The following is a 24,802-nucleotide window of genomic DNA, read 5'->3' as shown; positions in this document are numbered from 1 at the left end:
AAATACTGTTTTAATGGAATTTAAGTAAGTTTGCAAACACATTTTTAGCTGAATGCCCGGAATAAATCAGATAAAACAACCTATTGCCGCAGAGATTGATGCTTTTGAAGCCAAATTTAAGGATTCCATGCACAGCGATGCGCCTTTATTAAATCGCATTACCCATTACATTGTAAAAAGAAAAGGCAAGCAGATGCGACCAATGTTCGTGTTTTTTGCGGCGAAATTATGTGGTGGCATTATCGAATCGACTCATAGGGGTGCAGCTCTGGTAGAGCTTTTACATACGGCAACTTTGGTGCATGATGATGTAGTTGATAATGCTTACGAGCGTAGAGGCTTTTTTTCTATTAATGCTTTATGGAAAAATAAGATAGCCGTTTTAGTAGGTGATTATTTATTGGCAAAAGGTCTGTTGCTTTCGGTAAACAATAGCGAGTTTGCTTTGTTGAAGATAGTATCTACTGCTGTACAGCAAATGAGTGAGGGTGAGTTGTTGCAGATTGAGAAGGTAAGAAGGATGGACATTAGCGAGGAATTATATTTCGATGTAATTCGCCAGAAAACAGCTTCTTTAATTGCTTCTTGTTGTGCTTGTGGTGCCGCTTCGGCAGGTGCCGATGAGGAAACAGTTGAGAAAATGCGCTTGTTTGGAGAAAAAGTGGGTATCGCTTTTCAAATTAAGGATGATACTTTCGATTTTGGAACTGATGATGTTGGTAAACCATTAGGGATAGACATTAAAGAGAAAAAAGTAACCTTACCATTAATCTATGCTTTAAATAGTGTAGAAAAACCAGAAAGAAAACGAATTATCAATTTGGTGAAAAACCATCAAGATGACCCGAAAAAAATACAAGAGATAATCGATTTCGTTAATAGCAAAGATGGGGTTCATTACGCCAATCAGAAAATGCTCGAATACCAAAAAGAAGCTTTTGATATTTTGTATCAATTTGAAGAAAGCGATGCAAGAACTGGATTAGAACAACTGGTAAGATATACAACAGAACGTAAAAAATAATGTCGAACGAATTATTATTCATTGGTGGTTTCCTAGTTTTTATTGTGCTTATTTTGGCACTAGATTTAGGTTTATTTAGTAAAAAAGACCACATCATAAGCTTAAAGCAAGCGGGTATCATGAGTTTCATTATGGTCACGCTTGCTTTGGGCTTCTATTTCTTGCTGATTTTAGAAGGACAAGAACTACACGGCATTAGGAATTTTGCACAACTGCAGCAAATCGTCAAAGCACATCAACATCAAATCACATTAATTCCAGGTAATTTTGAAGAGAGCCTTAAGCTTTATAACCAGAATTTAGGGATAGAGTTTTTAACGGGCTATGTAATTGAGTATGCGCTTTCAGTTGATAATATCTTTGTTATTGTACTGATTTTCTCAGCCTTTGCTGTACCAGAAAAATATTACCATAGGGTTTTATTTTGGGGTATTTTGGGTGCCATTATCATGCGTTTCATTTTCATTTTTTTAGGAGCTGCCTTGATTAATGAATTTGCTTGGATATTATATGTTTTTGGGGCTTTCTTGATTTTTACTGGACTAAAAATGTTTTTCTCTAAAGACGGCGATGATAAAATTGATACAGAAAAACATCCAGTAGTTAAATTTGCTTCTAAATTTTTTGCTATTCACCCACGTTATGAAGGGAATAATTTCTTCCATAAAGTAAATGGTAAAAGACTTTTAACACCATTGTTTTTAGTGTTGTTAATTGTGGAGTTTACAGATTTAATTTTTGCAGTAGACTCCATTCCTGCAATTTTTGCCGTTACAAAGGACGCTTACATTGTATTCTTCTCTAACATATTCGCCATTATGGGTTTAAGGTCGATGTTCTTCTTGCTAGTTAACATCATTCATAAATTCCATTACCTAAAAACTGGTTTGGCATTTTTGTTGACTTTTATCGGCGTAAAAATGTTGGCTCATCATTATTTAAAAGAGTGGGGTTTTACAACAGAACATTCTTTGTTAATCATCTTGTTTATTTTAACGGCCAGCATTGTGGCATCATTGGTATTTCCTAAAAAGACTATACAGGTTAAGTAATTACAAATCGCTATATTTGAGTATGGAAACACTTGTTATACACACAGAAGGACCATCTCAAACAAAGAAGGTAAAGGATTTTCTTAAAGCCTTAAATATTAAAGTTGAGGTAGTGCCTCAACAGACTTTGGTTGAAGAAGAACTTCCAACCTATGTGTCTAAGTTGATGAATAAAGCTTTGTCTGAAGCAGATGAAAAGAAGTTTACCAATAATGATGAGTTTTTGAAATCTATAAAAGATAAGTATAAAGGATAATTGGCATTAACCGTTTTATGGACCAAAACAGCCAAAGAGACCTACTTATATACTTTAGAATATCTTAATGAGTTTTGGGGTTTAAAGCACGTAAATAATTTTATTAATAGAACAGAGAAAATCCTAAAACTAATTTCAAATAATCCATTAATATTTAAGTCTGTTTTAGAAAATTCAAGTGTTAGAAAAGGAATTCTTCATCAAAACTGCTCTTTTTTATATCGTGTAATAGAAGATAGGATAGAGTTATTGGTTTTCTGGGACACAAGACAAGAGCCTTTTTTGTAAAAATTCAAATAGTTAATTTCCTTTGCCATCAAAAAAGCTTATTTTCATCAAAAAATAATAATGATGAGAAAATTCTTTTTATTGGCACTTACTAGCCTTTGTTTATCTGCAACAGCACAAGATAATTTCGGTCCGGTTTTTAAAAAAATAAATACCGAAGTTCAATCTAACTCAAAAGCTTATAGCACTTTAAAAGATGCATCATTAACAATTGGCCATAGGTTAACTGGTTCTGCAAATGGTGCAAAAGCTGAAGAATATGCTTATAACTTATTAAAATCTTATGGTTGTGATGTAAAATATCAACCATTTGAAGTAGAAAGTTGGGACAGAAAAACTATTTCTGTTAAAATTGGAAGTACGGCAAACGATTTAGCTCCAATAAAAGCAGTAACTCTAGCTCACTCTCCAGTCGCAGCAAATGTAACAGCACATATAATTGATGTTGGCAATGGATTAGAAGCAGATTATCAACCATTGGGCGATAAAGTTAAAGGGAAAATAGCTTTGATTTATTTAGGTGTTTTACCTGGCTCTCCAAAAGGAACAGGTTCATTGCATCGTTCTGAAAAGACTGCAATTGCAACTTCACATGGAGCGATTGGTGTAATTATCATCAATACGGTTAAAGATGGCGTTCTATTAACAGGAACAGCTTCTGTAACAGGTAAATTAATTCCAATTCCTGCAGTATGTATAGGTTTAGAAAGCGGAATGGCATTAAAGGAAAAATTAAAAGCAGGAAACCAAATTGCTTCCATTGCAATGACTAATTTCTCTGGCCTTATTAAAGCTCGTAACGTAATCGCAACATTCAAAGGCACAGAATTTCCAAAAGAGAAAATAGTTGTTGGTGGTCACTTGGATAGCTGGGATTTAGCAACAGGCGCTATAGATAATGGAATAGGTTCATTCTCGATTTTAGATATGGCTCGTACTTTTAAAAAGTTAAACTTAACCACCAAAAGAACTGTCGAATTTGTATTGTTTATGGGCGAGGAACAAGGTTTATTAGGTTCTAAAGCTTACGTAGCACAAGCTAAAAAAGACAAAACTATAGACCAGATTAGTTACATGTTAAATTATGACATGACTAATGACCCTAAAGGATTTTCGACCACAAGAAAAGAAATGGAGCCTTTGTTAAGAGGATGGGGAGAGCAAATTACAAAGATTGATACTGCATATAAAAACTTAATACAATCTGGTGCTGGTTTGCATAGCGACCATCAACCATTTATGTTAGAAGGAATAACAACAGGCGGTGGAGCAGGTGGCAGATTGCCAAATAATTCTGGGCCGTACTACCATTCTGATGGAGACACATTTAAATTGGTTGATGAACAAGGAATGAAAAATACTGTTCGTTTCTCTGCGATGCAAACTTATGCTTTAGCTAATACACCAAAAATTCCGGTAGGCAAACAAAACGAAGTTGCTTTAGAAGCATTTTTAAGAGCGCAAAACTTAAAAGAGCCGCTAAAAATTGCTGGCGAATGGAGATGGAAAGACTAATTCGTTCATTAGTCATTGGTTCATTGGTGGTTATAATTTAAAGAAGAATAGTTATAATATTTCGTCATGCTGAATTTATTTCAGCATCTTCTTTGCAGGAAAGACTCTGAAACAAGTTCAGAGTGACGAATTGGGATTAACTATTAATATAGCTTTCTAACTGTGATATAGTTTGTTTTTGGTCGGCGATGATAAATTTAACTACGTCGCCAATTGAAACCATTCCTGCAACTTTTTCACCGTCTGCGATTGGTAAATGACGAATGTGTTTATCAGTCATGATTTGCATGCAAAGTTCAATGCTATCTGAAGGTGTAACCGTAATTGGATTTGCTGTCATTACATCACTAATGGCTGTGTCTTTAGATGACTTTCCTTGTAAAACAATTTTTCTAGCGTAATCTCGTTCAGTAAAAATGCCAACTAAACTATCCTCGTTCATGATTAATAAAGCACTGATGTTTTTATCAGTCATTATTTGTAACGCATCTAAAACAGATGTAGTAGGAGCTACACTAAAAACCTGAACAGGCTTAGTGTTTAAAATTTGTTGAACTGTTTTCATATCTGGTTGTTAATTAGCTAATTAAATTTAACTAATAAAAACATAAAAACAAATAGTCATTTTTTGTTTGCTATTTAAGTCGTTGAAAAGGTTTTGTAGAAAATGATGGGTCAGGTTTTCATAGATACTTCAGCCCTGCTATTGCCAATAGTCCTCGGTCGTTCCTCCCTGTGGGCTATTTGGCGCTATCAGGTTTATGAACAAAGATTTGAGCAGTAAAGCATGGGCAAAGGAAAGATTAGGCAATTTGATAGGCAACCTTAAATAGTTGCAATGGCTTTACTAATCTAAACCCGATTAAAGTGAATCCCGATTCTTCATCGGGAGAAACGGAAAGCGGGGCAGAACTTTAAAAGAACTACTGCAAAGCTTTTCAAAAAAGGTTAAAATCTAATTAAATGTGAATTATTCTTTTCTGCCCGTCTTTCCAAAGCTGGTACTTGTCTAGTTCCTTAACAACTTGTTTGTAAACCAAGCTTAAAATAAAAGCGTCATCAACAAAGCCTAAGCCTACCAAAAAATCAGGAATAACATCTAATGGCGAAATGAAATACAATAGTGCAGCTGCAACAGCTACAATCGAACTTTTTGGTATCGATTTATAATCCCCATTTGCATAATCTTTAACTAAAGAGAAAAGGAGTTGCAATTGGTCCCAAACGTTAGCAAGTGCACCTTGGTTTTCGGTAGCTTTTTTGAAACCTGCCTGAACTTTATTAAGGGTTTTATTTTTGTCTTTTAGCAAAGTGCTGGCAATTTTGCTAAAAGTATTGAAGGTTGAGGTAAGTTTATTGAAATTCATATTGATAGGTTTCTAATGTACTATCAATAAGCATACCTAATTAACGGCCGAAAGTATCGTAATTGTCCGTTGCATATTTTTCAAACCTTGTTAACTGCTTTATATTTGTTTTTTCTACAGCCGTTAATTCGCCATCAATGTTATCTGAAACTGGCACATACCACTCTACTGGGTCAAAAAACTGACGAAAGCTCTTCTTTTTAAATGTATAGCCGTGTCTTGCAAAAATGGTATTTCTTAGAATTTCTAAATCAAGTTTTTTCAGGTTCTTAAGTTCTTTTTCTGTTAGCAGTTTTGTAGATGAATTTAATGTGTAAACACTTTCGCTTGCTTGTCTATAATAGTCATCTGTATATTCTTCTACTTTGCCATCTTCTAAAGTATCTAATTCAGTTTTGCTTTTAGAATCTACATAATCAGTATAATCACCTTCACTAGACAACATTAAATTAGGGTTATAAGAAAACTCCTTCCTTACTAATTTAAATGAACGTTTTGTTACAGGTAAATTTGTGTTATATGCTTTCCAAAAACCGATTAAACTATCACCTACTAACTCAAATTCAAATGTGCCATCATACTTATCATCTCCAGGCTCAGCTAAATTAAAGGTAGTTTTGCCATTTCTCCTGTTAATTTTTCCTGATAAGGGCCTCTTGTTTCCCGCAACAATGCTTTGCGCACTAACAGTATCATTAATAATGCTTTTTATGGCAATATTAAGCTTATTGGTCGTTACAAATTCACTGCCATCCTTAGTTTCTTCAGCAACAAAATCTCCCACCCAAAAACCATTTAAATTTTTATCTGCCTGCGTTTGTTCTTGAACAGTTTCCTCTTGAGGTTTAGATTCTTTATTTGTGCAAGCAAATAGAAGTATAGTTATCATAACAAATAGTAGGCTATTTTTTTTCATGGTTAATGTTTTTCCTAATTAAATATTCAATAAGTAAAAGGTTTGGTATCCATCCTAGCCAAGCAATAATTTGATATATATCCATTGGCGAAGGATGAAATAAATATACTAAAATAACCTTCCACATGCGCAAGGTAATGGCAGAGAAAGCTAAGGCAAAACTTCGCATCATAAAATGACGATGGTTCTTAATATCCTTTTTTCGAATATAATAAACGGCCTTAATTGTAAAAAATAGCCAAAGTGAACCTAAAAGGATAAAGGAAATTTTAGATAGGAATCCACCATTTGCATGGTAACCCATAAAAATTCCTGATGGCGCAGCAAAGAATACCACAACAATAAAATACAAATAACCCATCGCTCTATGCAGTTTTTTGTATTTGGTAAGTATTGAATTGTTGAATTGGGTAAATCCGCCAAGTAATGCAAATACAGCTGTGTATACGTGGATGTAAAAAATAGGTAAGTAAGCTTTTACGCTTGTAACTTCCGTTTGTTTAATTTGTAAAAAAGCTACTTCTCTATGATATGGGATATAACGTAAAGTGATTTGAAGCATCAACAAAAAGAAGTATGAAAAGAACAATAACCATATCAGGCTAATATAGTTCAACTTCTTAAACATCTCACAATAGTTCTAAAATCTCATCAACATATTGGCGGTCGTTAGCTAAACGCGGCACTTTATGCTGTCCGCCAAGTTTTCCTCGAGATTTTAGCCATTTGTAAAAAGTATCCGCTGGTGCGTTATGAACTTTAGGCCGACAAAGTGCCATGTCTTTAAAGCGTTTTGCGTCGTAATCAGAATTAATTTCACGTAAGGTTTCATCTAATACATCTACAAACCTGTTAAAATCGTTTGGTTGAGTTTCAAATTCAATAATCCACTCGTGGCCGCCAGCCTTTTCTCCTTTAAAATAAATAGGGCAAGCTGTGTAGTCTTTAACTTTTGCTGAAGTTACAGCGCAAGCTTTTGTTAAAGCATTTTCGGCATTATCTATAATTATTTCCTCCCCAAAAGCGTTGATGAAATGTTTTGTTCTGCCAGTAATTTTAATCCTAAAAGGAGAAATTGAAGTAAATTGAACAGTATCTCCAATTAAATATCGCCACAAACCTGCATTTGTAGAAATAATGATAGCGTAGTTTTTATGAAGCTCTACCTGCTCTAATGATAAAGTCTTTGGATTTTCATCTTCCAAATTTTCCAATGGAAGAAACTCATAGAATATTCCGTAATCCAACATCAATAACAACTCTTCAGAATTATCTTGGTCTTGTATCCCAAAGAAGCCTTCAGATGCATTATAAGTTTCCAAATAATACATATTGTCTGATGGAATTAACTCTTTAAATTGCTCCCGATAGGGCGTAAAATTTACAGCGCCATGGAAATACAGTTCAAGGTTAGGCCAAACCTCTAATAGGTTCTTTTTACCAGTCATTTCCAGCACTTTTTTTGCCAAAACGATAGTCCAAGTTGGCACACCAGAAATATTGGTTACGTTTTCTTTAATGGTAGCTTCCGCCATTTTATCCATTTTTTCTTCGTAATTATCCATCAGGGCGATAGAAATATCAGGTGTTCTGTAATATTCGGCCCACATGGGTAGGTTTTTAATCAGCACAGCTGAAAGGTCGCCATAATGTATATCATCACAAAGCTGATTAATTTGATGACTGCCACCTAAAACTAAACCTTTGCCAGTAAACATTTGAGTGCCTGGACGATTATTACAATAGATAGAAATCATATCCTTACCGCCCTTAAAATGGCATTCTTCTAAGGCTTCTTCAGAAACTGGAATAAATTTACTTCTATCGCTTGTTGTGCCTGATGATTTGGCGAACCATTTAATTTCCGATGGCCATAAAATATTCTGCTCGCCTTTGAGCATACGCTCGATGTAAGGCTTTAAAGTATCGTAATTTTGAATGGGAACTCGTTCTTTAAATTGACTTGCCGTTAGAATAGACTTATAATCATACAATTTACCCCATTCAGTGTTTTCTGCACTGGAGATTAAGGTGTGCAACCATTCTTCCTGAACATCTAAAGGATATTTCATGAAAAGCTCAATCTGATGAATGCGCTTTTTCATGTACCAAGTAAAAATCGAATTTACAATTGCCATTTAGTATCTATAAATTTTTTCTACGCAGTACGAAATTCGAGCCTAAATATACTTTACGAACCATTTCATTGGCCGCTAATACTTCAGGTGTTCCTGATTCTAATATTTTACCTTCGAAAAGTAAATACGCTCTATCTGTAATTGATAAGGTTTCTTGTACGTTATGGTCGGTAATTAAAATGCCAATATTTTTCTTTTTTAGCTTAGCAACAATAGTCTGAATTTCTTCCACGGCAATTGGGTCAACGCCTGCAAAAGGCTCATCCAATAAAATGAAATTGGGATTTGCCGCCAAAGCTCTAGCAATTTCTGTTCTTCTACGCTCACCACCAGAAAGTAAATCGCCACGGTTTTTTCTAACTTTATGTAAGCTAAACTCGTTAATTAATTCTTCTAGTTTTTCGTGTCTTTCTTCTTTGGTTAACTTGGTCATTTCTAATATCGCCATGATATTATCTTCAACTGTCAATTTCCTAAAAACACTGGCTTCTTGTGCTAAATAACCAATTCCTTTTTGTGCCCTGCGATACATGGGGTCTTTGGTGATGTCTTGCCCGTCTAAAAATATGGTGCCTTCGTTTGGCTTAATTAAACCTACAATCATATAAAATGATGTTGTTTTCCCAGCTCCGTTTGGACCTAGTAAACCCACAATTTCTCCTTGGCTTACTTCAAAAGAAACATCATTTACAACAGTGCGTTGCTTGTATTTTTTAACCAGATTTTCGGCTTTTAATATCATTTATTTACGATTATTTTATGAGGGAAGCCTTATGCCTTCAACCCTCTACCTTAATACCTTTAATGTTTAGTTGTAAACGTTTTTTATCTCTCCAAACATTTTCTTCTATGGTATAACAAATAGAAAAAGGTTTGTTTGGTTTTATTAAATTTTCAAATTCTCCTAAGTTAAAACCAATGGTTTCAAAAATAGCTGAATTTTGTTGTTTTACACTTAATTTTAAATGTTTTGTGCCAACAATTTGTGCTTGACCGACTAGCGTGACCCCCTTAGTTAGGAAAACAGGCGCCATGTTTTGTGGTCCAAATGGTGCCATTTGTAGCAAAATGCGATAAAATTTTGCGTCAATTTGTGCTAAATCAATCTCACAATCTACAATAATCTCTGGTGTAAGTAAGTTGTCAGTAATAGTAGATGATACCACGCTTTCAAATTTATCCGAAAAAGGAATCAGGTTTTCTGGTTTTATGGTTAATCCAGCTGCGTACTTATGCCCACCAAATTGTTCCAATAAATCACTGCAAGAGAGTAGGGCTTCATACAAATCGTAACCAGCTACCGAACGAGCCGAGCCCGTGTAATTACCGTTAGATTCTGTTAAAACAATTGTAGGTCTATAATATTTTTCTGTTAATCGCGATGCCACAATACCTATAACGCCTTTATTCCAGTCTTGCTGATAAACAACCGTAGTTTTTCTGTTGATTAAAATTTCACTTTGCTCAATAATCGCTAAAGCTTCTAAAGTTATATTCTGGTCGAATGACCTTCTATCTGTGTTTTGTGAATTGATAAATAGACTTTGTTCATCGGCCAATACAACTTCATCGCTTAATAAAACTTTTACTGCATCTTTTGCATCACCCATCCTCCCTGCGGCATTAATGCGTGGTGCCAGTAAAAACACAACATCCATGATAGAATAGGTTTCTGTTTTACCAGAAATTTGCATTAGAGCTTTTAAGCCACAACAAGGATTCTCATTCAATTTGATTAATCCAAAATGAGCCATCACCCTATTTTCATCAACTATTGGAACAATGTCTGCAGCAATACTAACCATGCACAAATCAAGGTATTGCTCATACATTTCATCTGGTAAATCATTTGCCTGGCAATAGCCTTGTGCTAATTTAAAGCCGATTCCGCAACCAGATAATTCTTTAAATGGGTATTCGCAATCTTTTCTTTTGGGGTCTAATACAGCTATTGCATTTGGCAGTTCTTCTCCAGGTAAATGGTGGTCGCAAATGATGAAATCAACACCTAGCGAATTAGCATATGCAATTTTATCAACTGAGCGAATACCGCAATCTAAAGCAACAATTAAGGTAAATCCATTTTCCTTTGCAAAGTCAATTCCGGTTGTAGAAATGCCATAACCTTCTTTATGTCTATCTGGAATGTAATAAGCAATCTCGCTTGTAAACTGACTAAAAAAGCTATAGGTTAAAGCAACTGAAGTGGTTCCATCAACATCATAATCGCCATAAACCATTATTCTTTCTTGGTTTTGCAAGGCTGATGAAATCCTATCAATGGCTTTTTCCATATCCTTCATTAAAAAAGGGTCATGGAGTTGAGTTAAAGTTGGTCTGAAAAAGTATCTAGCTTCTTCGAAAGTAGTAACACCTCTTTGAACTAATATTTGGGCTAAACATTTATCTATATTTAACTCATTGGCAAGCACTTCACTTATCGCATCATCACCTTTTTCTACCTGTGCCCATCTTTTTTCCATCTATTCTGTATTGTTTTTTGGTTCGTCATGGTAGGTACAACATAGCTATATGTTCATTCTTGTTCTTTATATTTGCACTACCGTTCGTAAATATATCATTTAATTTCTTTCCAAAAAATAGCTATGTCTTTGCAAGTTTACACATTACATGAAGGTTCTTATTCAGTAGATATTTCTAAGAAATTTGTTCCGTTTGACCCAACAAAAGACAACCCTAATGACAGACCAGCTTCCTTGTTTATTCATGTGCAACCATTTTTAGTAAAACTTAAAAACGATTTGATTTTATTAGATACTGGATTAGGTTACAGCAATGCCGATGGCAAATTACACTTGCATGAAAACATTAAAAAGGCAGGCTTTAATCCGGATGATGTTACTATGGTTTTAATGTCACATTTGCATTTTGACCACTCCGGCGGGATGGTGCATGACTACAATGGTAAAATGGAATTAAGTTTTCCAGATGCAACTTATGTCATGCAAAGAGGAGAGTGGGAAACTGCATTTTCCAGTACTTCATCATCATATCATACCGAGATATTTGATTTTATTCAGCGTAATGCTCAGATTAAATTAATAGAAGGCGATGGTCAATTAACCGATGAAATCAGTTACGAATTAACAGGTGCTCATTGCCCATTTCATCAAGTTTTTTTGATTGATGATGGAGAAGATAAAGTCTTTTTTGGTGGCGATGTTTTGCCAGAACCGGAAGAATTGATTAGAAAATTTATTGCCAAATATGATTTTGATGGTCGCAAGGCGATGGAACTAAGGGAAGAATTTGGGCAAAAAGCAGTAGCTCAAAATTGGAAATGCTTGTTTTACCATTCTAAATCTAAAAGCCAAGCTTTTATTGAACAGGATGGAGATAGGTATAAGATTGTATAGATTAAATTAATACATTTCAGAATTAAGAAACTGAAAGACGATTTCCAATTAGCTCGATGTGTTAAAGAAGTTTGAAAAATTAAAGTTTAATTGCTTTAAGCAACTCTGTTAAACGCTCCATAGAAAGGGGTTTAGAGATAAATCCTTTAACGGACTGATAACTTTTTGTTTTTTCTATGTCGTTTTCATAAACAGAAGAGGAGAGAATGTATAGGTCGGCATCTTTCTTAAAATCTAATTCCTGATATGCTTCAATAAACTCCCACCCATTCATAACCGGCATATTAATGTCTATTAAAATTAAATGAGGGAATGCAGCATTTTGAGCAGTTACCTCTTCAAGGTAATCTATTGCTAATTTCCCATTGCTCTTAGCTACCATATCAATGTCGAACCCAGTTTTTTCGACAATCTTTTTGATGATAAAAATATTTATGTCATCATCATCTATTACTAAAAGATTTATCTTACTGTCTAGCATTGAGTGTTTTATAAAAAATAAGAAGGCTTTTCCTTATGGTTTTAAAGTTATAGATAAAAGTGGTATTTCCAATATCTTTTTAAAACAAAAAGACCCGATAAATTTTATCGGGTCTTTTAATTTCTTTTAAAACAGCAGCTTATTTTTTAGCCACTAATTTTACTGAAATGCTAAATTCATCATAAATGAAGTTGTCGCCGATGTTAGCAAAAACAGATTTAGATTTGAATTGAATACCAAATTTAGTTCTATCGATAACAATTTTATCTGCAGTTGCAGTAACTGATTTGTCAGCATTCCAAGTTAAAGTAGCAGGGAAAGTTACTGATTGCGTAATACCTTTAATTGTTAAATCGCCAGTTACATTAACAGCAGCACCGTTGCCAGTTACTTTTTTAATTACGAAGTTTGCAGCAGGGAATTTTTCTACGCCAAAAAAGTCATCAGCTTTTAAGTGTTTATCTAAGCCTGCGTTTGGCTTAGTTCCACCGTCCATAGTTTTGATGCTGGTCATGTTAGCAACAAAACCACCACCAGCTAGTTTTTTACCATTAAAGTCTAGGTTACCCGAAGTTAAGTCTACTGTACCAGTATGTGAGCCAGCAAATTTTTTGCCTTCCCAAGCAATGCTAGATTGTGTAAGGTCTATTTTATAAACGTCTGCCTTTGGAGTAAAAGCAACAAAACTAGCTACAACAGCTAATAATAAGATTGAAGTGATTTTTAATTTCATCTGAAAGTTTTTTAATTTTTTGTAAAGGTATTTAAATTGTTTTAGGTAAAAGTTATCATATGTTAAGATTTCAATTTTTTGACCTTTACAATATGACAGCGTTTTTGTTGGAGTAAATTTGCTTAAAAAGGTTTAATGATTTGTAGGAAAGATGTAAATTGTTTTTTAAGAAGAGTTGGAAAGCACTGATAAGCGCTATTATTTAGGTTAGTCCCGTCTGCCTGCGGTAGGCAGGCTTTCCATTACAAGTCCTCGGCTCGTTCCTCACCTTGCGGGCTTTCCATTTCTCCCCGATAGCAATCGGGACGGGTTTAAGAACAAAGGTAAGTGTTATGAAACTTAGGTATTCTTTATAGTCACAATTAGTTTCTGTACTGAAATAACCAATTAGGAATTTCTTCACTTAACAGAAATGGAATATTTATATTGTTATGGTCGAGTTCTGAAAATGTCGTAAATGTTGTTCTTTTAGATTTTTCTAGTCTTTTAAATAACTCGGCACTTCCTTTATATGGGTTTTCAATATCTTTTTGTCCATGAATAAGCCATATATTTTTATTTTTTATTTCTTTTAAATTTGAATAATCTGGAACAGCAGCAATAGATACCAAGCCAGCAAACATTTTTGGTTCTCTGTTTAAAATATTTTGGGCAGTTGATGCACCCATTGAATAGCCAACTAAATAAATCCTTTTACTATCAATGTTAGGGTATTCTTTTTCTAAGGTTTTGATGAGTTCCAAAACCATAGCAACATCTTCGGAAGACTTTGAAATTAAAACACCATCTTCATTTTCTGAATAATTTGAAGAACGTTTGTTAAACTGTGGTGCCAAGACAAAACATTTGTATTTATCATAAATTTCTTCTCTAAGCCAAATTCTTGATAAAGGTTCTAGTTGATTTTCATTATCATTCCCAATTCGTGTAGAATTATGAAAGGTTATAACCAATGGATATTTCTCAGTACTTGTATAATTTTTTGGTAATAACAAACGATAGGGTAGCTGCTTTTCTCTCGGTTTAAAATTTCGCTTTTCAAATTTTGTTGTTGAAAGACTGTTTAATATTGCCCGTGTTTGAACAAAAGTTGAGCTATCGACTTTGGTATTATTAAAATTCTGAGTTTGGGCAAAACAAGATGTTGTGATAAAAATGAATAAGAAAAATAGAGAAATAGGTTTGAAATGGTTTTGCATATAAATTGAATGGTTATTTTGCTTTTTGGTAGAAATACACAACCTTTTTGGCAACAATTGTCGATAGATCAGACGTCAGTTGGTGGTAAGGACATAGGAGAAGAATTAACCAGCTTATAATTAAAAATGCTTGCTCTTTAATAAATTTATCTAAAAGCTGATTTCAAAGTTGTTATTAAATATAATAATGGAAATGAATAAGTATATTTCGTTTTTGGGTGGAGTATATGTTATGAGAGTTATTATTTTGACTAATTATACTGTGATGATTGAAACACCTTCTCAATTAGCTTTTTTGGTAAAAGTGTTTCAAGAAATGATTTTTGCTTTTTCTCAACCACTATAAATTTCCAGTCATTTTTTCCGTTATCAGAAATAGCATAAACGGGTTTTTCTACATATATCTCAAAAAATTCTGTTTTATCATCGTATTTTACATTTTGGACACCAAATGTTTTTTCGAAGGAAAGTTTACCCAAATTGTTCTTCATTTTCTTTTCTTCTGTAGTCTCATTTCTTTCACTTTTAAATTTGATTCTCATTAAATTAGAATAGGATAAAAAAGAATAGAACTTGTTTTCAATCTTTTCAGAGTTTTGTATTTCGATTATTTTGGCATCTTTTAATTCAAATTCAATAGAAGGTTCGTTAAATGTTTGCTCCATAATTTTTATCATTTGAGCTTTAGGAATGATTTTAAAAACTTCTGGTGTTAAATAATTCATTGATTTTTCAAAGTCCTTACTAAAAAGGGCATTCAAATATTCCTTAAACTCTTTCTCAATCTCTTTTTTATAGTCTTGAGCCATTGCTACGGAACTAGTTGCAAGAAGTAGAGTAATGAGTAATACTTTTTTTAGTTTCATTTAAATTTTTGCTATTGTTAATAGTCCGAATATAATCGTTTAAGTTTAATTACTCGATAATTTGTATCTAATCTACACAGAACTTGCTGGCTCTTTCTTAGTTTGGTGCACAGCCTAATGTTTTCTAAACCTGATAAAGTGGAAATACTTTTTGAAGCACTCATCAAAAAGATTGCCACGTCGTTCCTCCTCGCAATGACGAAAAAGGACGCGTATTGCTCTTCTCAAAAAGATTGTAACGATAGCAGGACTAACATTAATATGAAACACTGAAACTGCTTTTCAAAAGAAGATGTGATTTTAAACCATTTATCTTTAGAGATTCTTCGCGATGCTCAGATCCGATAGCTATCGGATGACAAAGAGCTAAAAAAGCCCGAACATTTGTCCGAGCTATTTATATTATTTGACTGGTGAAGACACCGGCCAAGGGTTAAAAAGTGATATTTTCGATATGTATTTTAAGAAGAGTTATTTTTTAGCTACTATTTTTATAGCTAAAGTAAATTCATCATCTATAAAACTGTTTGCAAGTTCTGGAAAAAAGGATTTCGATTTATATTTAATATCAAACTTAGTTCTGTCAATAATAATTTTATCTGCTGTAGCAGTAACAGTTTTATCTGCATTCCATATAATGTTAGCAGGAAATGTTATGGAATTGGTTATCCCTTTAATTGTTAAATCTCCCGTAATATTTAAGATTGTACCAGAGTCTTGTATTTTTTTAATAACAAACTTAGAAAAAGGAAATTTTTCGACACCAAAAAAATCAGGAGCCTTTAGATGTTTTTCTAAACCAGCACTTTTGTCAGCATCTTTAATTGTAGTCATGTTAGCTATGAAACCACCATCAGTTAATATTTTCCCGTTAAAAGATAATGAACCCGAAGTTAGATTAATAGCACCATTATGACCACCACCTACTTTTTTTGCATCCCAAGAGACAGTAGATTTAGTTACATCTACTATGTAAACATCTGCTTTTGGTGTAAAAGCAAAAAATGTGAAGCTAGCAACAACGGCTAGCAATAGGATTGAGGTGATTTTTAGTTTCATCTAAAAGTTTAATTTGTAAGGGTATTTAAAGTCTTTAGCTAAAAGTTATCATGTGCTAACATTTCATTTTTTAATTGTTAAATATAATATCTTTTGTTGGAGTAAATTTGCTTAAAAATTTATGATTTGCATTTTGAGTTTGTTTTACAATTGTGCCGTAGAAGTAAATGCAGCCTTTTATTTGGGTATCTTTCTTGTCCTAAAGTTATTTGTATGTTGCACAGCTTTTTGTTTTCTAAACCTGAAGATAGAGAACAGGTAGCCAGATTCTTCATCGGTAGAATAAGGCGTGCAGGTGAATTAATATTAAAATGAAACAATGAAATTGCTTTTCAAAAAAATAGCCCGAACATTTGTTCGAGCTATTAGTATTTATTTTTTGCAAGTCCTTCGACAAGCTACCGATGTAAAATCGGCACAAGTTAGGATGACAAACTATAAAGGCAATCGTGCCAAAAAGGCATCCCTGTGGGATAAATCAAAAATCTACAGTTGTAAAACCCTATGCCATCGCTTCTTCTTCCATGTAGCTTTCTAAAGGAGGGCAAGCACAGATTAAAGACCTATCTCCATGACTGTCATTTACTCTACCAACTGATGGCCAGAATTTATAAGCAGCCACATAAGGCAATGGGAAAGCAGCAGTTTGACGGCTGTAGCTATGTTTCCAATCATTTGCCGTTACAACAGCAGAAGTATGTGGTGCATTTTTAAGCGGATTATCTACCTTATCAAAGCTTCCACTTTCTACTGAGGAAATTTCATTTCTAATGGCTATTAAGGCATCGCAAAAACGGTCTAACTCGTGTTTAGGCTCGCTTTCTGTTGGCTCTACCATCAGCGTTCCAGCAACTGGGAAAGAAACTGTTGGTGCGTGGAAACCATAATCCATTAAACGTTTTGCAATATCTACCACTTCGATACCGAAGTTTTTGAAACCTCTACAATCTAAAATCATTTCGTGAGCACAACGACCTTGAGCGCCAGAATATAACACTGGATAATGTGCTTCTAAACGAGCTTTCATATAGTTGGCGTTTAGAATTGCATATTTAGTAGCATCTGTTAAACCTTCGCCACCCATCATGGCGATGTACGCGTGAGAGATAATTAAAATTGAAGCAGAACCCCAAGGAGCTGAAGAAACAGCTGGGATAGATTTTTCGTTATTAATATCAACAACCGCGTGACCAGGTAAGTATTTTACTAAGTGAGCAGCTACGCCAATTGGGCCCATTCCAGGACCACCTCCACCATGTGGAATACAGAATGTTTTGTGCAAGTTTAAGTGACAAACGTCTGCGCCAATATTTGCAGGGCTTGTTAAACCAACTTGTGCATTCATGTTAGCGCCATCCATGTATACTTGTCCGCCGTATTGGTGTATAGTTTCACAAATGTCGATGATGCTTTCTTCGAATACACCGTGAGTTGATGGATAAGTTACCATCAAACAAGAAAGGTTTTCTGCATGTTCTGCAGCTTTGGCCTTTAAATCTTCAACATCAATGTTTCCATTTTCTAAAGATTTAACTACAATAATCTTCATACCCGCCATTGCTGCAGAAGCTGGATTTGTACCGTGAGCCGATGCAGGAATTAATGCAATGTTACGGTGGTGGTCGCCTCTATCTTGATGATAAGCTCTAATAACCATTAAGCCAGCATATTCACCTTGAGCACCAGCATTTGGTTGTAAGCTCATTGCGGCAAAACCAGTAATTTCACTTAACCATTTGTCTAATTCATCAAATACGGTATAATAACCTAAAACTTGGTCGGCTGGTGCAAATGGATGCACTTTACCAAACTCTGGCCAAGTAACAGGAATCATTTCGCTGGTCGCATTTAATTTCATGGTACATGAACCTAAGGCAATCATAGAATGACAAAGTGAAAGGTCTTTGGTTTCTAATGATTTGATGTAACGCAACATTTCATGCTCTGAATGGTGAGCATTGAAAATTTGGTGTGTTAAATAAGCGGAAGTACGTTGTAAGTTTGCAGGAATTGTAGTTTCAACATTTTCTGCAATTGTTAAGTTATCTGAAGAGATGCCTTTTACTTTAGAGAAAATGCGAACTAGTAATTTAACATCCTCGTAAGAAACAGTTTCATCTAAAGCGATGCTTACTAAGTTTCCGTTATAATTTAGGTTGATGTTATTATCTAAACATTCTTTGTGGATAGACCCTGTTAAATCGCCTAAATCTAATTGAATCGTATCGAAATAAGATTTGCTTAAAACGTTATAACCAGCTTCCGTTAAAGATTCTGCTAAAGTAACTGCTAATCCGTGGGTGCGTTCTGCAATTAACTTTAATCCTTTTGGACCATGGTAAACTGCATAAAAACCAGCCATAATTGCTAATAAAGCTTGGGCTGTACAGATATTTGAAGTTGCTTTGTCTCTACGGATGTGTTGCTCGCGAGTTTGCAAAGCCATACGTAAAGCGTAGTTGTTATTGCTATCTATAGTTACACCGATAATACGGCCAGGGATTGAGCGTTTGTACTCGTCTTTGGTTGCAAAATAAGCTGCATGAGGACCGCCAAATCCCATAGGTACGCCAAAACGTTGCGTAGTACCTACCACAACATCAGCTCCCCATTCTCCTGGAGGAGTTAATAAGGTTAGGCTCAATAAATCGGCAATAACAGTTAATTTGATGTTTTTAGCGTGTAGTTCGGTAGCGAAAGTTGTATAGTCAAATACTTCTCCGTTACCTGCTGGATATTGCACTATTGCACCGAAAAATTCTTCAGTAGCAGTAAATTCTTGGTGGTTGCCAACTACCAATTCTATACCGAATGGATTGGCACGAGTTTTTAAAATGTCTATGGTTTGAGCAAATACCAAGTCAGACACAAAATATTTAGTGGCTTTTTGGTCTTTACGCAAGCTGTATTGCATAAACATAGCTTCAGCAGCTGCTGTACCTTCATCTAATAAAGATGCATTGGCAATTTCCATTCCAGTTAAATCGATAACCATGGTTTGGAAATTTAACAAAGCTTGCAAACGACCTTGCGCAATTTCTGCTTGATATGGCGTGTATTGCGTATACCATCCTGGGTTTTCCATTACGTTACGTAAAATTACACCAGGGGTTAAGGTGTCATAATAACCTTGACCAATGTAAGATTTGAAAACCTTGTTTAACGAAGCTGTTTGTTTTAAGCTTGTTAAATATTCTATTTCAGACTTTGCTTTTGGTAAGTTTAAAGGTTGTTTTAACCTTATCTTTTGAGGAACGGTTTGTTCAATCAATTCATCAATTGATTTTACGCCAACAGTTTGTAGCATAGCCGCTGTATCTTCCGCGTTTGGGGCAATATGACGGTCTTGAAAGTCTTCTTGGTAATGGATATTTAAACTCATGCAGTTGATAAAAATAAGTTGCCGCAAAGGTAAGAAATTAGCAACTATTATTGTTACGAATTAATGTAAAAAAGCAGGTAGAATTGGCTTTTTAAATACCTTTATTTAAGCATCAAATCAAACGTTTGAGTTGTTTTATTTTGTTGGGAATTGTGGACTGGGCAATGTTTTTATTTTAATTATCCACAGAATTTAAAGGGGATCGACAACAAATTTAGTTGATGTATTATTTATTCCTATAGAAATAAATCCGCTTGTATGCATAAGCTTTTAAATTCCCTTCTTGTGGTGTTTCGTATAATTCTCTAATTAGCTTATCTGTATCAAATAAACTGCCAGAATGAACAGATGATGTACGGTATTTCCCTAATATGCTATCATAAACCATTGATACAATGATGCGATTATTGTTACTAAACTTTCTAGGAAAAGAGCTTGAATAAAATGTTATTTCTGATCCAATTTTATTAGAAGTAATCAAGTTGATATTCACATTTTCGGAAAAATCATTTAAACTTGGCCAATTTGCATTTTCATAAGTTAAGTATTCTTTTAAAAGTCTAAACTCAACTTGGATATCCATCATACGGCCGCTTTGTAAACCTGGGTTCCAACGTTTCTCAGATTTTATGAATGCTTCAATAGAATTGGATAAGTAATCCTTATTTGCTCTGGAAAGTACCCCTGAACGGTCTACGTTAAAATTAACTTTTTCTTTAGCAAAAACTGAATCTTGTATTAATTGTTTGATTGCAATTTGTTTTTTCAGAAAATCATGTAATCTTTTAGAAAATATTTTTAACCCACCTGGTGGTTGAGGTGAAGACTCCATACTGTAAAATTGATATACAGTTTCATCTTTTGATAGCTCTATATACACTAATGCACTATCTGAATACTGATCGAAATAAATAGTGCCTGTAAGTTTGATTGAATTTTGACTTTTTAGAAATTTGTTTATTCTAATATTTAGCGCATCAGATTTAGAAAGTGGCAACATATCATTGGCATTGCTGATTAAATTATACTTCTTTAACGAGCCACTATATTCAATTATAAAAGGTTCCCTTAAATCATGAATATTTTTACCAGAGAAATGATTTTCTATTGTGCTTTTTAAATTTAAAAGAATTGGTTTTAAATTTGTAGGTGTATCTTGAAGTTTTCCATAGCAAGAACAAGCAAATATTAACAATGATAGCATCAACATTATTTTTCTCATCATTATTAATTTGAAAATTATTAAAATCGAGATCCTTATAGCCTTCCACCTTACTTCACTACTTTCCAGCCTTCTTCTTTATCTAATTTTAGGCGATAGGTTTTGGTGATGAAATTGCTATTATCATCAGCGTTTTTTTGGAATGGTGCAAACGGTGTATTAACCTTTTTAAGCGACACCGTTACTTTTGCATTATTATCATTTACTCTGTTAAAGTTAACAGGCTTTTCACTTGCCAACTCGTAAGTAACAACTTTAACATTTGCTTTATCTTCTTCTTGTTTCAACACTAAATCACTCGCTTTATCGGTTAATTTAATCATATAAACAAAACTGCTGTCTTTAGAAAGGAATTTCTTTTTTGATTCTTGTAATGCTAATGAAACATAACCATCGCTTGCCAAGGTTTTGTATTTCTCTAGCTCAAGCATATCTTTCTGACTGTTGAACTTCATTTCGCCAAAATTGAAACGTGCAATTTTATATTCTGGATTTGCGGTTAAATATTCAGTAATTACTTCACCAGCCTCATCAGCATTAATTTTGGCAACATCTTTACATCCGCTAAAAGCGACAACGAATAAAGTTAAAATAGCAAAGATTCTAGTTTTCATAGCAAAGGTTTTTTCTTAAAGATATTTGGCTTTTTTATCATTTCCAAATTTGGAAGAATTAGTGCGCTTAATATAATGATAACGCCAATCCACCTGATTAAGTTTACTTCTTCGTGTAAAATTAAACTGCTCATCATTACGGCAACTGGAAGCTCTGCAGAACTTAAAATAGAACTTAAGGTTAAACCAATTTTTGGTATGCCTGCTGCAAAACAAAGTGGAGGAATAAAAGTGCCAAAAACAGCTAGGATAATTCCCCATTTTAATAAACTTCCACTCAAGGCTCCACTAATTAAAAATGTAGGTGGTAAAGCGATGAATATTAAAATGCAAGCGCCAGTAATCATCAAAGCACTCTTTTTTAATGGTGGATAGTCATTGCCTAACTTGCCGTTTAACATCAAGAATATCGCATAACAAAGTGCCGCCAACATTCCGAAAATTATTCCCTCTAGGTTGATTTGGTTAACATTTGTTTCGATGTAGCCGCTCGCCAAAACCGTTCCGAAGAGTATAACAACGATAGCCAATATTTGCATTTTGCTGGGTTTCTTTTTATAGATGAAAAGTTCCAATAAAACACTAATCCACACAAATTGCATTAATAAAATAATAGCTAAAGATGCTGGAACTAATTTTACACATTGATAGTAAAACATACTTACCAAGCCTGTAAATGCACCAGCTGCTAGTAATTTAAACCAATGTGTTTTAGATTTAGGATAAACTTTTTTACCAGTTTTTGTTTGGATAAAATATCCCGACCATAATAAAATAGCGCCGAAAAATGCTTGGGTTCCGGTGACATCGCTTAACGAATAACCATCGGCATAAGCTAGTTTTACAAATGTAGACAGGATGCCAAAACTACAGGCACCAAAAAGAACAAGGATTATACCTTTGAGCATAAAAAGGAGTTAAAAGCCTAAAGCATAAAGACCAAAGCTTTGTCTTTACACTTTGGTCTTTATGCTTTAAACTAGTTGTTTTAAATAAAGTTGAATGGTGTTTTCCAATCCGAAGTATAATGAATCGCTTATTAAGGCATGGCCGATGGATACTTCTAAAAGGTTTGGAATGTTTTGAGCAAAATATTTAAGGTTGTCTAAATCTAAATCGTGACCAGCATTAATGCCTAAACCTAGTTCATTTGCTTTTTTCGCTGCCGCTACATAAGGAGCAATAGCAGTGGCTGCATTTTGATGAAACTCGCTTGCGTAAGCTTCTGTATATAATTCGATTCTGTCTGTGCCAGTTGCTAAAGCGCCTTCAACCATTTCGATAACTGGGTCTACAAAAATTGAAACACGAATACCTGCATTTTGAAATAATGTAACAATTTCTTTCAAATAAGCTTTTTCCTTGATGGTATCCCAACCATGATTTGAAGTGATTTGGCCCAAAACGTCAGGCACCAATGTTACTTGTGCTGGTTTATTAGCTAAAACAAGGTCGATGAATTTTTGCTCTTTGCAATTACCCTCGATATTAAATTCAGTTGCAATAACGGCTTTTAAATCGAAAGTATCTTGGTAGCGTATATGTCTTTCATCTGGACGTGGATGTACGGTAATTCCTTGTGCGCCAAAACGCTCGCAATCTAAAGCTACCTTAACTAAATCAGGATTGTTACCGCCTCTGCTATTACGCAAAGTCGCAATTTTATTAATGTTGACTGATAATTTTGTCATAAGTTAATTTTTTACCGCAAAGAATATAGGAGTAACCGCAAAAAACACAAGGGTTAAAGCCTAAAAAAGACTAGTGCTTTTTCAACGAAAATCTTTGCTGTCTTCGTTATTTATTTTTTTTCTGGCAATAAAGTAATGGCTTTCGCTTTAAAACGATTGTTTACAATTTCACCAGTTACGGTTGCTTTACCAATTACATTGCAAAAACCATGTTTCTCATCATGAGCATCTCCGAAATCATCTACACTTTTTCCATCAACAAAGTAAGATTGTCCATCAACACGAATAGCTAAATCGCAACTTTTACCTTTCATTTTAAATTTGCACTCTCCACAAGCAATTTCTACAACTTTATCTTTAAGTGAAGTCGGTAGTTTAGTTGTTTTTTGTTGAGGTGTAGTTTGAGCATTTGCTGCAAAACTAAATGAGGTTAGACATAAGGCAACAATTAAAGCTTTCATATTTTAAAGAATTAAGTTTGATTAAGACAAATGTAGGTTTTTAAGGTTCATGGAACTTCAGTTATTTGTAAAATGAAGTTTTGAGCTGATAAAAAAATAATTGATATATTAGATAAATGAAAGTTGTTGCGCTGTCTATTATTATTTTAGTTTCTTCAATAGTTCTTGTTACTTGTAAAAAAGTCAAGCCTGGAATTTCAACCTCAGTTTCGGGCTTTGCTATTGATAGTGCTAAAAATAAAAGATTAGCCAATGCCTCAGTAGTTATTTATGGCTGTAGAATAAATAGTATGAATGGAACTAGGTTATGCGCAGACTCTTTAATAGGTATTAAAACTGATGTAAAAGGAGATTTCGATATGTCTTTTGTATCTGATGGTAAATATATTGGGTATGATGTTGAAATATCTTATAACGATATAAACTATGAACCAAAAAATTCTGTTAAGTTAAATCCTGGCGTAAAAAATTCAGTGATTTTATCTGCTATAGAATTAAGTAATCTAAAATTAGATTTAAAGATTTTAAGTAACCCGATTGGAGAAATTTCCGTTCGTTCATCTAAAACATCATATTTTCTAAAAGGAAGTTCTAACGATGTTGTCTTATATTTTAAGGTTTACCCTAATGTGAAAAATGATATTCACCTCACTGTTTGGGATCCTAAAATTGGAAGATACAGGAAGATTATAGAAAATATTTCTATTGGATTATTGGATACAACTACATATCAAAAAATAGTTCAAACTACAAACGATTTTCCTACTAATTGAAATGAGATATTCAATTAGCGAAATTCTGAGTTGATTAGTTAATTGTGCAAACGCATTTTTTTTCAGGAAATTAAAGTTATCCTTAAGAATGTGGCTAAAGCCGAATTGTATTTTGCTTTTAATCCGTTGGCTAAAGCCAATGGCAATGAAATTTTAGAGTTGCCATTTGCCGGTATTTATTGCCGTCTGCTTTAGCTGACGGAACAAATAAAGTTGTTGAAGGCTTTAGCCGCATAATTATTGCGATTTTGTACTTCCCAAGAACGGTTTGCTTTGTAAAATAAACCCAATTGAAGCGAACACAGAGGGTAGCCTTTTCGGTTACCCGAAGTAAAGCGGAAAGTGGGGCTGAACTAACCGAAGAGCTACTGCCTTACTTTTTCTAAAA

At 34.1% G+C, this 24,802-nt stretch carries 25 protein-coding genes; 7 read left to right on the top strand and 18 right to left on the bottom strand.

The window, feature by feature from the left end; all coding sequences use genetic code 11:
- The first annotated feature begins 52 nt into the window (after positions 1-52).
- The 5 genes from R2Q59_RS11045 to R2Q59_RS11025 are packed head-to-tail and all read left to right on the top strand — an operon-like array spanning position 53 to position 4,135.
- A complete protein-coding gene (locus R2Q59_RS11045; RefSeq protein WP_316768854.1) occupies positions 53-1,024 on the top strand; it encodes a polyprenyl synthetase family protein in 972 nt (323 codons plus the stop codon).
- Positions 1,024-2,076 (top strand): TerC/Alx family metal homeostasis membrane protein, encoded by a 1,053-nt coding sequence (locus R2Q59_RS11040; RefSeq protein WP_316768852.1) that lies wholly within the window; start codon positions 1,024-1,026, stop codon positions 2,074-2,076. The genes R2Q59_RS11045 and R2Q59_RS11040 overlap by 1 nt, the downstream gene beginning before the upstream one ends.
- A 22-nt stretch (positions 2,077-2,098) precedes the next feature.
- On the top strand, positions 2,099-2,332 hold the full coding sequence (locus tag R2Q59_RS11035; RefSeq protein WP_316785543.1) for a DUF2683 family protein: 234 nt from the start codon (positions 2,099-2,101) through the stop codon (positions 2,330-2,332).
- Complete coding sequence (locus R2Q59_RS11030) at positions 2,333-2,620, top strand: hypothetical protein (RefSeq protein ID WP_316785542.1); 288 nt, start codon at positions 2,333-2,335, stop codon at positions 2,618-2,620.
- Positions 2,621-2,680: 60 nt separating this feature from the next.
- A complete protein-coding gene (locus R2Q59_RS11025; protein WP_316785541.1) occupies positions 2,681-4,135 on the top strand; it encodes a M20/M25/M40 family metallo-hydrolase in 1,455 nt (484 codons plus the stop codon).
- A gap of 136 nt (positions 4,136-4,271) precedes the next feature.
- Here the strand turns inward: R2Q59_RS11025 and R2Q59_RS11020 are convergent, their stop codons facing one another.
- The 7 genes from R2Q59_RS11020 to recJ all read right to left on the bottom strand — a co-directional run bounded on the left by R2Q59_RS11020 (position 4,272) and on the right by recJ (position 11,039).
- On the bottom strand, positions 4,272-4,700 hold the full coding sequence (locus R2Q59_RS11020) for a CBS domain-containing protein (protein WP_316785540.1): 429 nt from the start codon (positions 4,698-4,700) through the stop codon (positions 4,272-4,274).
- A 394-nt stretch (positions 4,701-5,094) separates the two neighbouring features.
- Positions 5,095-5,502, bottom strand: a complete 408-nt coding sequence (locus R2Q59_RS11015; protein ID WP_316768847.1) for a YkvA family protein — start codon at positions 5,500-5,502, stop codon at positions 5,095-5,097.
- A gap of 40 nt (positions 5,503-5,542) precedes the next feature.
- Positions 5,543-6,391 (bottom strand): YARHG domain-containing protein, encoded by an 849-nt coding sequence (locus R2Q59_RS11010; RefSeq protein WP_316785539.1) that lies wholly within the window; start codon positions 6,389-6,391, stop codon positions 5,543-5,545.
- Positions 6,392-6,404: 13 nt separating this feature from the next.
- On the bottom strand, positions 6,405-6,980 hold the full coding sequence (locus R2Q59_RS11005) for a DUF2306 domain-containing protein (protein WP_316785538.1): 576 nt from the start codon (positions 6,978-6,980) through the stop codon (positions 6,405-6,407).
- A gap of 67 nt (positions 6,981-7,047) precedes the next feature.
- Entirely contained in the window at positions 7,048-8,556 is a 1,509-nt protein-coding gene (locus R2Q59_RS11000) for a GH3 auxin-responsive promoter family protein (RefSeq protein ID WP_316768842.1), read from the bottom strand.
- 7 nt (positions 8,557-8,563) lie between these two features.
- Positions 8,564-9,298: an LPS export ABC transporter ATP-binding protein gene (gene lptB, locus R2Q59_RS10995; protein ID WP_316768840.1), complete on the bottom strand. Its 735-nt coding sequence runs from the start codon at positions 9,296-9,298 to the stop codon at positions 8,564-8,566.
- A 37-nt stretch (positions 9,299-9,335) separates the two neighbouring features.
- Positions 9,336-11,039, bottom strand: coding sequence for a single-stranded-DNA-specific exonuclease RecJ (gene recJ, locus R2Q59_RS10990; RefSeq protein WP_316785537.1), 1,704 nt, complete (start codon positions 11,037-11,039; stop codon positions 9,336-9,338).
- Positions 11,040-11,168: 129 nt separating this feature from the next.
- Here recJ and R2Q59_RS10985 point away from each other — a divergent pair, with 129 nt between their 5' ends.
- Complete coding sequence (locus tag R2Q59_RS10985; protein WP_316787297.1) at positions 11,169-11,933, top strand: MBL fold metallo-hydrolase; 765 nt, start codon at positions 11,169-11,171, stop codon at positions 11,931-11,933.
- 79 nt (positions 11,934-12,012) lie between these two features.
- Here the strand turns inward: R2Q59_RS10985 and R2Q59_RS10980 are convergent, their stop codons facing one another.
- The 11 genes from R2Q59_RS10980 to R2Q59_RS10930 all read right to left on the bottom strand — a co-directional run bounded on the left by R2Q59_RS10980 (position 12,013) and on the right by R2Q59_RS10930 (position 23,641).
- On the bottom strand, positions 12,013-12,414 hold the full coding sequence (locus R2Q59_RS10980; protein WP_316768835.1) for a response regulator: 402 nt from the start codon (positions 12,412-12,414) through the stop codon (positions 12,013-12,015).
- Positions 12,415-12,553: 139 nt separating this feature from the next.
- Positions 12,554-13,147 carry a YceI family protein gene (locus R2Q59_RS10975; protein WP_316768833.1) on the bottom strand — a complete coding sequence of 198 codons (594 nt, stop codon included), beginning with the start codon at positions 13,145-13,147 and terminating at the stop codon, positions 12,554-12,556.
- Positions 13,148-13,509: 362 nt separating this feature from the next.
- A complete protein-coding gene (locus tag R2Q59_RS10970) occupies positions 13,510-14,346 on the bottom strand; it encodes a PHB depolymerase family esterase (protein WP_316785535.1) in 837 nt (278 codons plus the stop codon).
- Between the two features lie 251 nt (positions 14,347-14,597).
- Positions 14,598-15,212, bottom strand: a complete 615-nt coding sequence (locus R2Q59_RS10965) for a hypothetical protein (protein ID WP_316785534.1) — start codon at positions 15,210-15,212, stop codon at positions 14,598-14,600.
- A 471-nt stretch (positions 15,213-15,683) separates the two neighbouring features.
- Positions 15,684-16,271 (bottom strand): YceI family protein, encoded by a 588-nt coding sequence (locus R2Q59_RS10960; RefSeq protein WP_316785533.1) that lies wholly within the window; start codon positions 16,269-16,271, stop codon positions 15,684-15,686.
- 502 nt (positions 16,272-16,773) lie between these two features.
- A complete protein-coding gene (gene gcvP / locus R2Q59_RS10955; RefSeq protein ID WP_316785532.1) occupies positions 16,774-19,653 on the bottom strand; it encodes an aminomethyl-transferring glycine dehydrogenase in 2,880 nt (959 codons plus the stop codon).
- Between the two features lie 226 nt (positions 19,654-19,879).
- A complete protein-coding gene (locus R2Q59_RS10950) occupies positions 19,880-20,878 on the bottom strand; it encodes a hypothetical protein (protein WP_316785531.1) in 999 nt (332 codons plus the stop codon).
- A 47-nt stretch (positions 20,879-20,925) separates the two neighbouring features.
- Complete coding sequence (locus R2Q59_RS10945) at positions 20,926-21,489, bottom strand: hypothetical protein (protein WP_316768826.1); 564 nt, start codon at positions 21,487-21,489, stop codon at positions 20,926-20,928.
- Positions 21,486-22,397 (bottom strand): DMT family transporter, encoded by a 912-nt coding sequence (locus R2Q59_RS10940; RefSeq protein WP_316785530.1) that lies wholly within the window; start codon positions 22,395-22,397, stop codon positions 21,486-21,488. The genes R2Q59_RS10945 and R2Q59_RS10940 overlap by 4 nt, the downstream gene beginning before the upstream one ends.
- Before the next feature lie 66 nt (positions 22,398-22,463).
- Positions 22,464-23,180 carry a pyridoxine 5'-phosphate synthase gene (locus R2Q59_RS10935; RefSeq protein WP_316785529.1) on the bottom strand — a complete coding sequence of 239 codons (717 nt, stop codon included), beginning with the start codon at positions 23,178-23,180 and terminating at the stop codon, positions 22,464-22,466.
- Between the two features lie 110 nt (positions 23,181-23,290).
- Positions 23,291-23,641, bottom strand: coding sequence for a DUF6370 family protein (locus R2Q59_RS10930; protein ID WP_316785528.1), 351 nt, complete (start codon positions 23,639-23,641; stop codon positions 23,291-23,293).
- 116 nt (positions 23,642-23,757) lie between these two features.
- On the opposite strand from R2Q59_RS10930, the gene R2Q59_RS10925 reads away from it, so the two are divergent.
- Positions 23,758-24,414 carry a hypothetical protein gene (locus R2Q59_RS10925; RefSeq protein WP_316785527.1) on the top strand — a complete coding sequence of 219 codons (657 nt, stop codon included), beginning with the start codon at positions 23,758-23,760 and terminating at the stop codon, positions 24,412-24,414.
- Positions 24,415-24,802 lie beyond the last annotated feature (388 nt).

This window comes from Pedobacter frigiditerrae (genome assembly GCF_032678705.1).
Taxonomy (GTDB): domain Bacteria; phylum Bacteroidota; class Bacteroidia; order Sphingobacteriales; family Sphingobacteriaceae; genus Pedobacter; species Pedobacter frigiditerrae_A.
Note: the sequence above shows the minus strand (reverse complement) of the source record. Positions and strands in the feature narration are given on the sequence as shown.

Coding starts and splice junctions, on each gene's coding strand:
- R2Q59_RS11045 (WP_316768854.1), top strand. CDS start 53: ATGCCCGGAATAAATCAGATAAAACAACCTATTGCCGCAGAGATTGAT.
- R2Q59_RS11040 (WP_316768852.1), top strand. CDS start 1,024: ATGTCGAACGAATTATTATTCATTGGTGGTTTCCTAGTTTTTATTGTG.
- R2Q59_RS11035 (WP_316785543.1), top strand. CDS start 2,099: ATGGAAACACTTGTTATACACACAGAAGGACCATCTCAAACAAAGAAG.
- R2Q59_RS11025 (WP_316785541.1), top strand. CDS start 2,681: ATGATGAGAAAATTCTTTTTATTGGCACTTACTAGCCTTTGTTTATCT.
- R2Q59_RS11020 (WP_316785540.1), bottom strand. CDS start 4,700: ATGAAAACAGTTCAACAAATTTTAAACACTAAGCCTGTTCAGGTTTTT.
- R2Q59_RS11015 (WP_316768847.1), bottom strand. CDS start 5,502: ATGAATTTCAATAAACTTACCTCAACCTTCAATACTTTTAGCAAAATT.
- R2Q59_RS11010 (WP_316785539.1), bottom strand. CDS start 6,391: ATGATAACTATACTTCTATTTGCTTGCACAAATAAAGAATCTAAACCT.
- R2Q59_RS11005 (WP_316785538.1), bottom strand. CDS start 6,980: ATGCTTCAAATCACTTTACGTTATATCCCATATCATAGAGAAGTAGCT.
- R2Q59_RS11000 (WP_316768842.1), bottom strand. CDS start 8,556: ATGGCAATTGTAAATTCGATTTTTACTTGGTACATGAAAAAGCGCATT.
- lptB (WP_316768840.1), bottom strand. CDS start 9,298: ATGATATTAAAAGCCGAAAATCTGGTTAAAAAATACAAGCAACGCACT.
- recJ (WP_316785537.1), bottom strand. CDS start 11,039: ATGGAAAAAAGATGGGCACAGGTAGAAAAAGGTGATGATGCGATAAGT.
- R2Q59_RS10980 (WP_316768835.1), bottom strand. CDS start 12,414: ATGCTAGACAGTAAGATAAATCTTTTAGTAATAGATGATGATGACATA.
- R2Q59_RS10975 (WP_316768833.1), bottom strand. CDS start 13,147: ATGAAATTAAAAATCACTTCAATCTTATTATTAGCTGTTGTAGCTAGT.
- R2Q59_RS10970 (WP_316785535.1), bottom strand. CDS start 14,346: ATGCAAAACCATTTCAAACCTATTTCTCTATTTTTCTTATTCATTTTT.
- R2Q59_RS10965 (WP_316785534.1), bottom strand. CDS start 15,212: ATGAAACTAAAAAAAGTATTACTCATTACTCTACTTCTTGCAACTAGT.
- R2Q59_RS10960 (WP_316785533.1), bottom strand. CDS start 16,271: ATGAAACTAAAAATCACCTCAATCCTATTGCTAGCCGTTGTTGCTAGC.
- gcvP (WP_316785532.1), bottom strand. CDS start 19,653: ATGAGTTTAAATATCCATTACCAAGAAGACTTTCAAGACCGTCATATT.
- R2Q59_RS10950 (WP_316785531.1), bottom strand. CDS start 20,878: ATGATGAGAAAAATAATGTTGATGCTATCATTGTTAATATTTGCTTGT.
- R2Q59_RS10945 (WP_316768826.1), bottom strand. CDS start 21,489: ATGAAAACTAGAATCTTTGCTATTTTAACTTTATTCGTTGTCGCTTTT.
- R2Q59_RS10940 (WP_316785530.1), bottom strand. CDS start 22,397: ATGCTCAAAGGTATAATCCTTGTTCTTTTTGGTGCCTGTAGTTTTGGC.
- R2Q59_RS10935 (WP_316785529.1), bottom strand. CDS start 23,180: ATGACAAAATTATCAGTCAACATTAATAAAATTGCGACTTTGCGTAAT.
- R2Q59_RS10930 (WP_316785528.1), bottom strand. CDS start 23,641: ATGAAAGCTTTAATTGTTGCCTTATGTCTAACCTCATTTAGTTTTGCA.
- R2Q59_RS10925 (WP_316785527.1), top strand. CDS start 23,758: ATGAAAGTTGTTGCGCTGTCTATTATTATTTTAGTTTCTTCAATAGTT.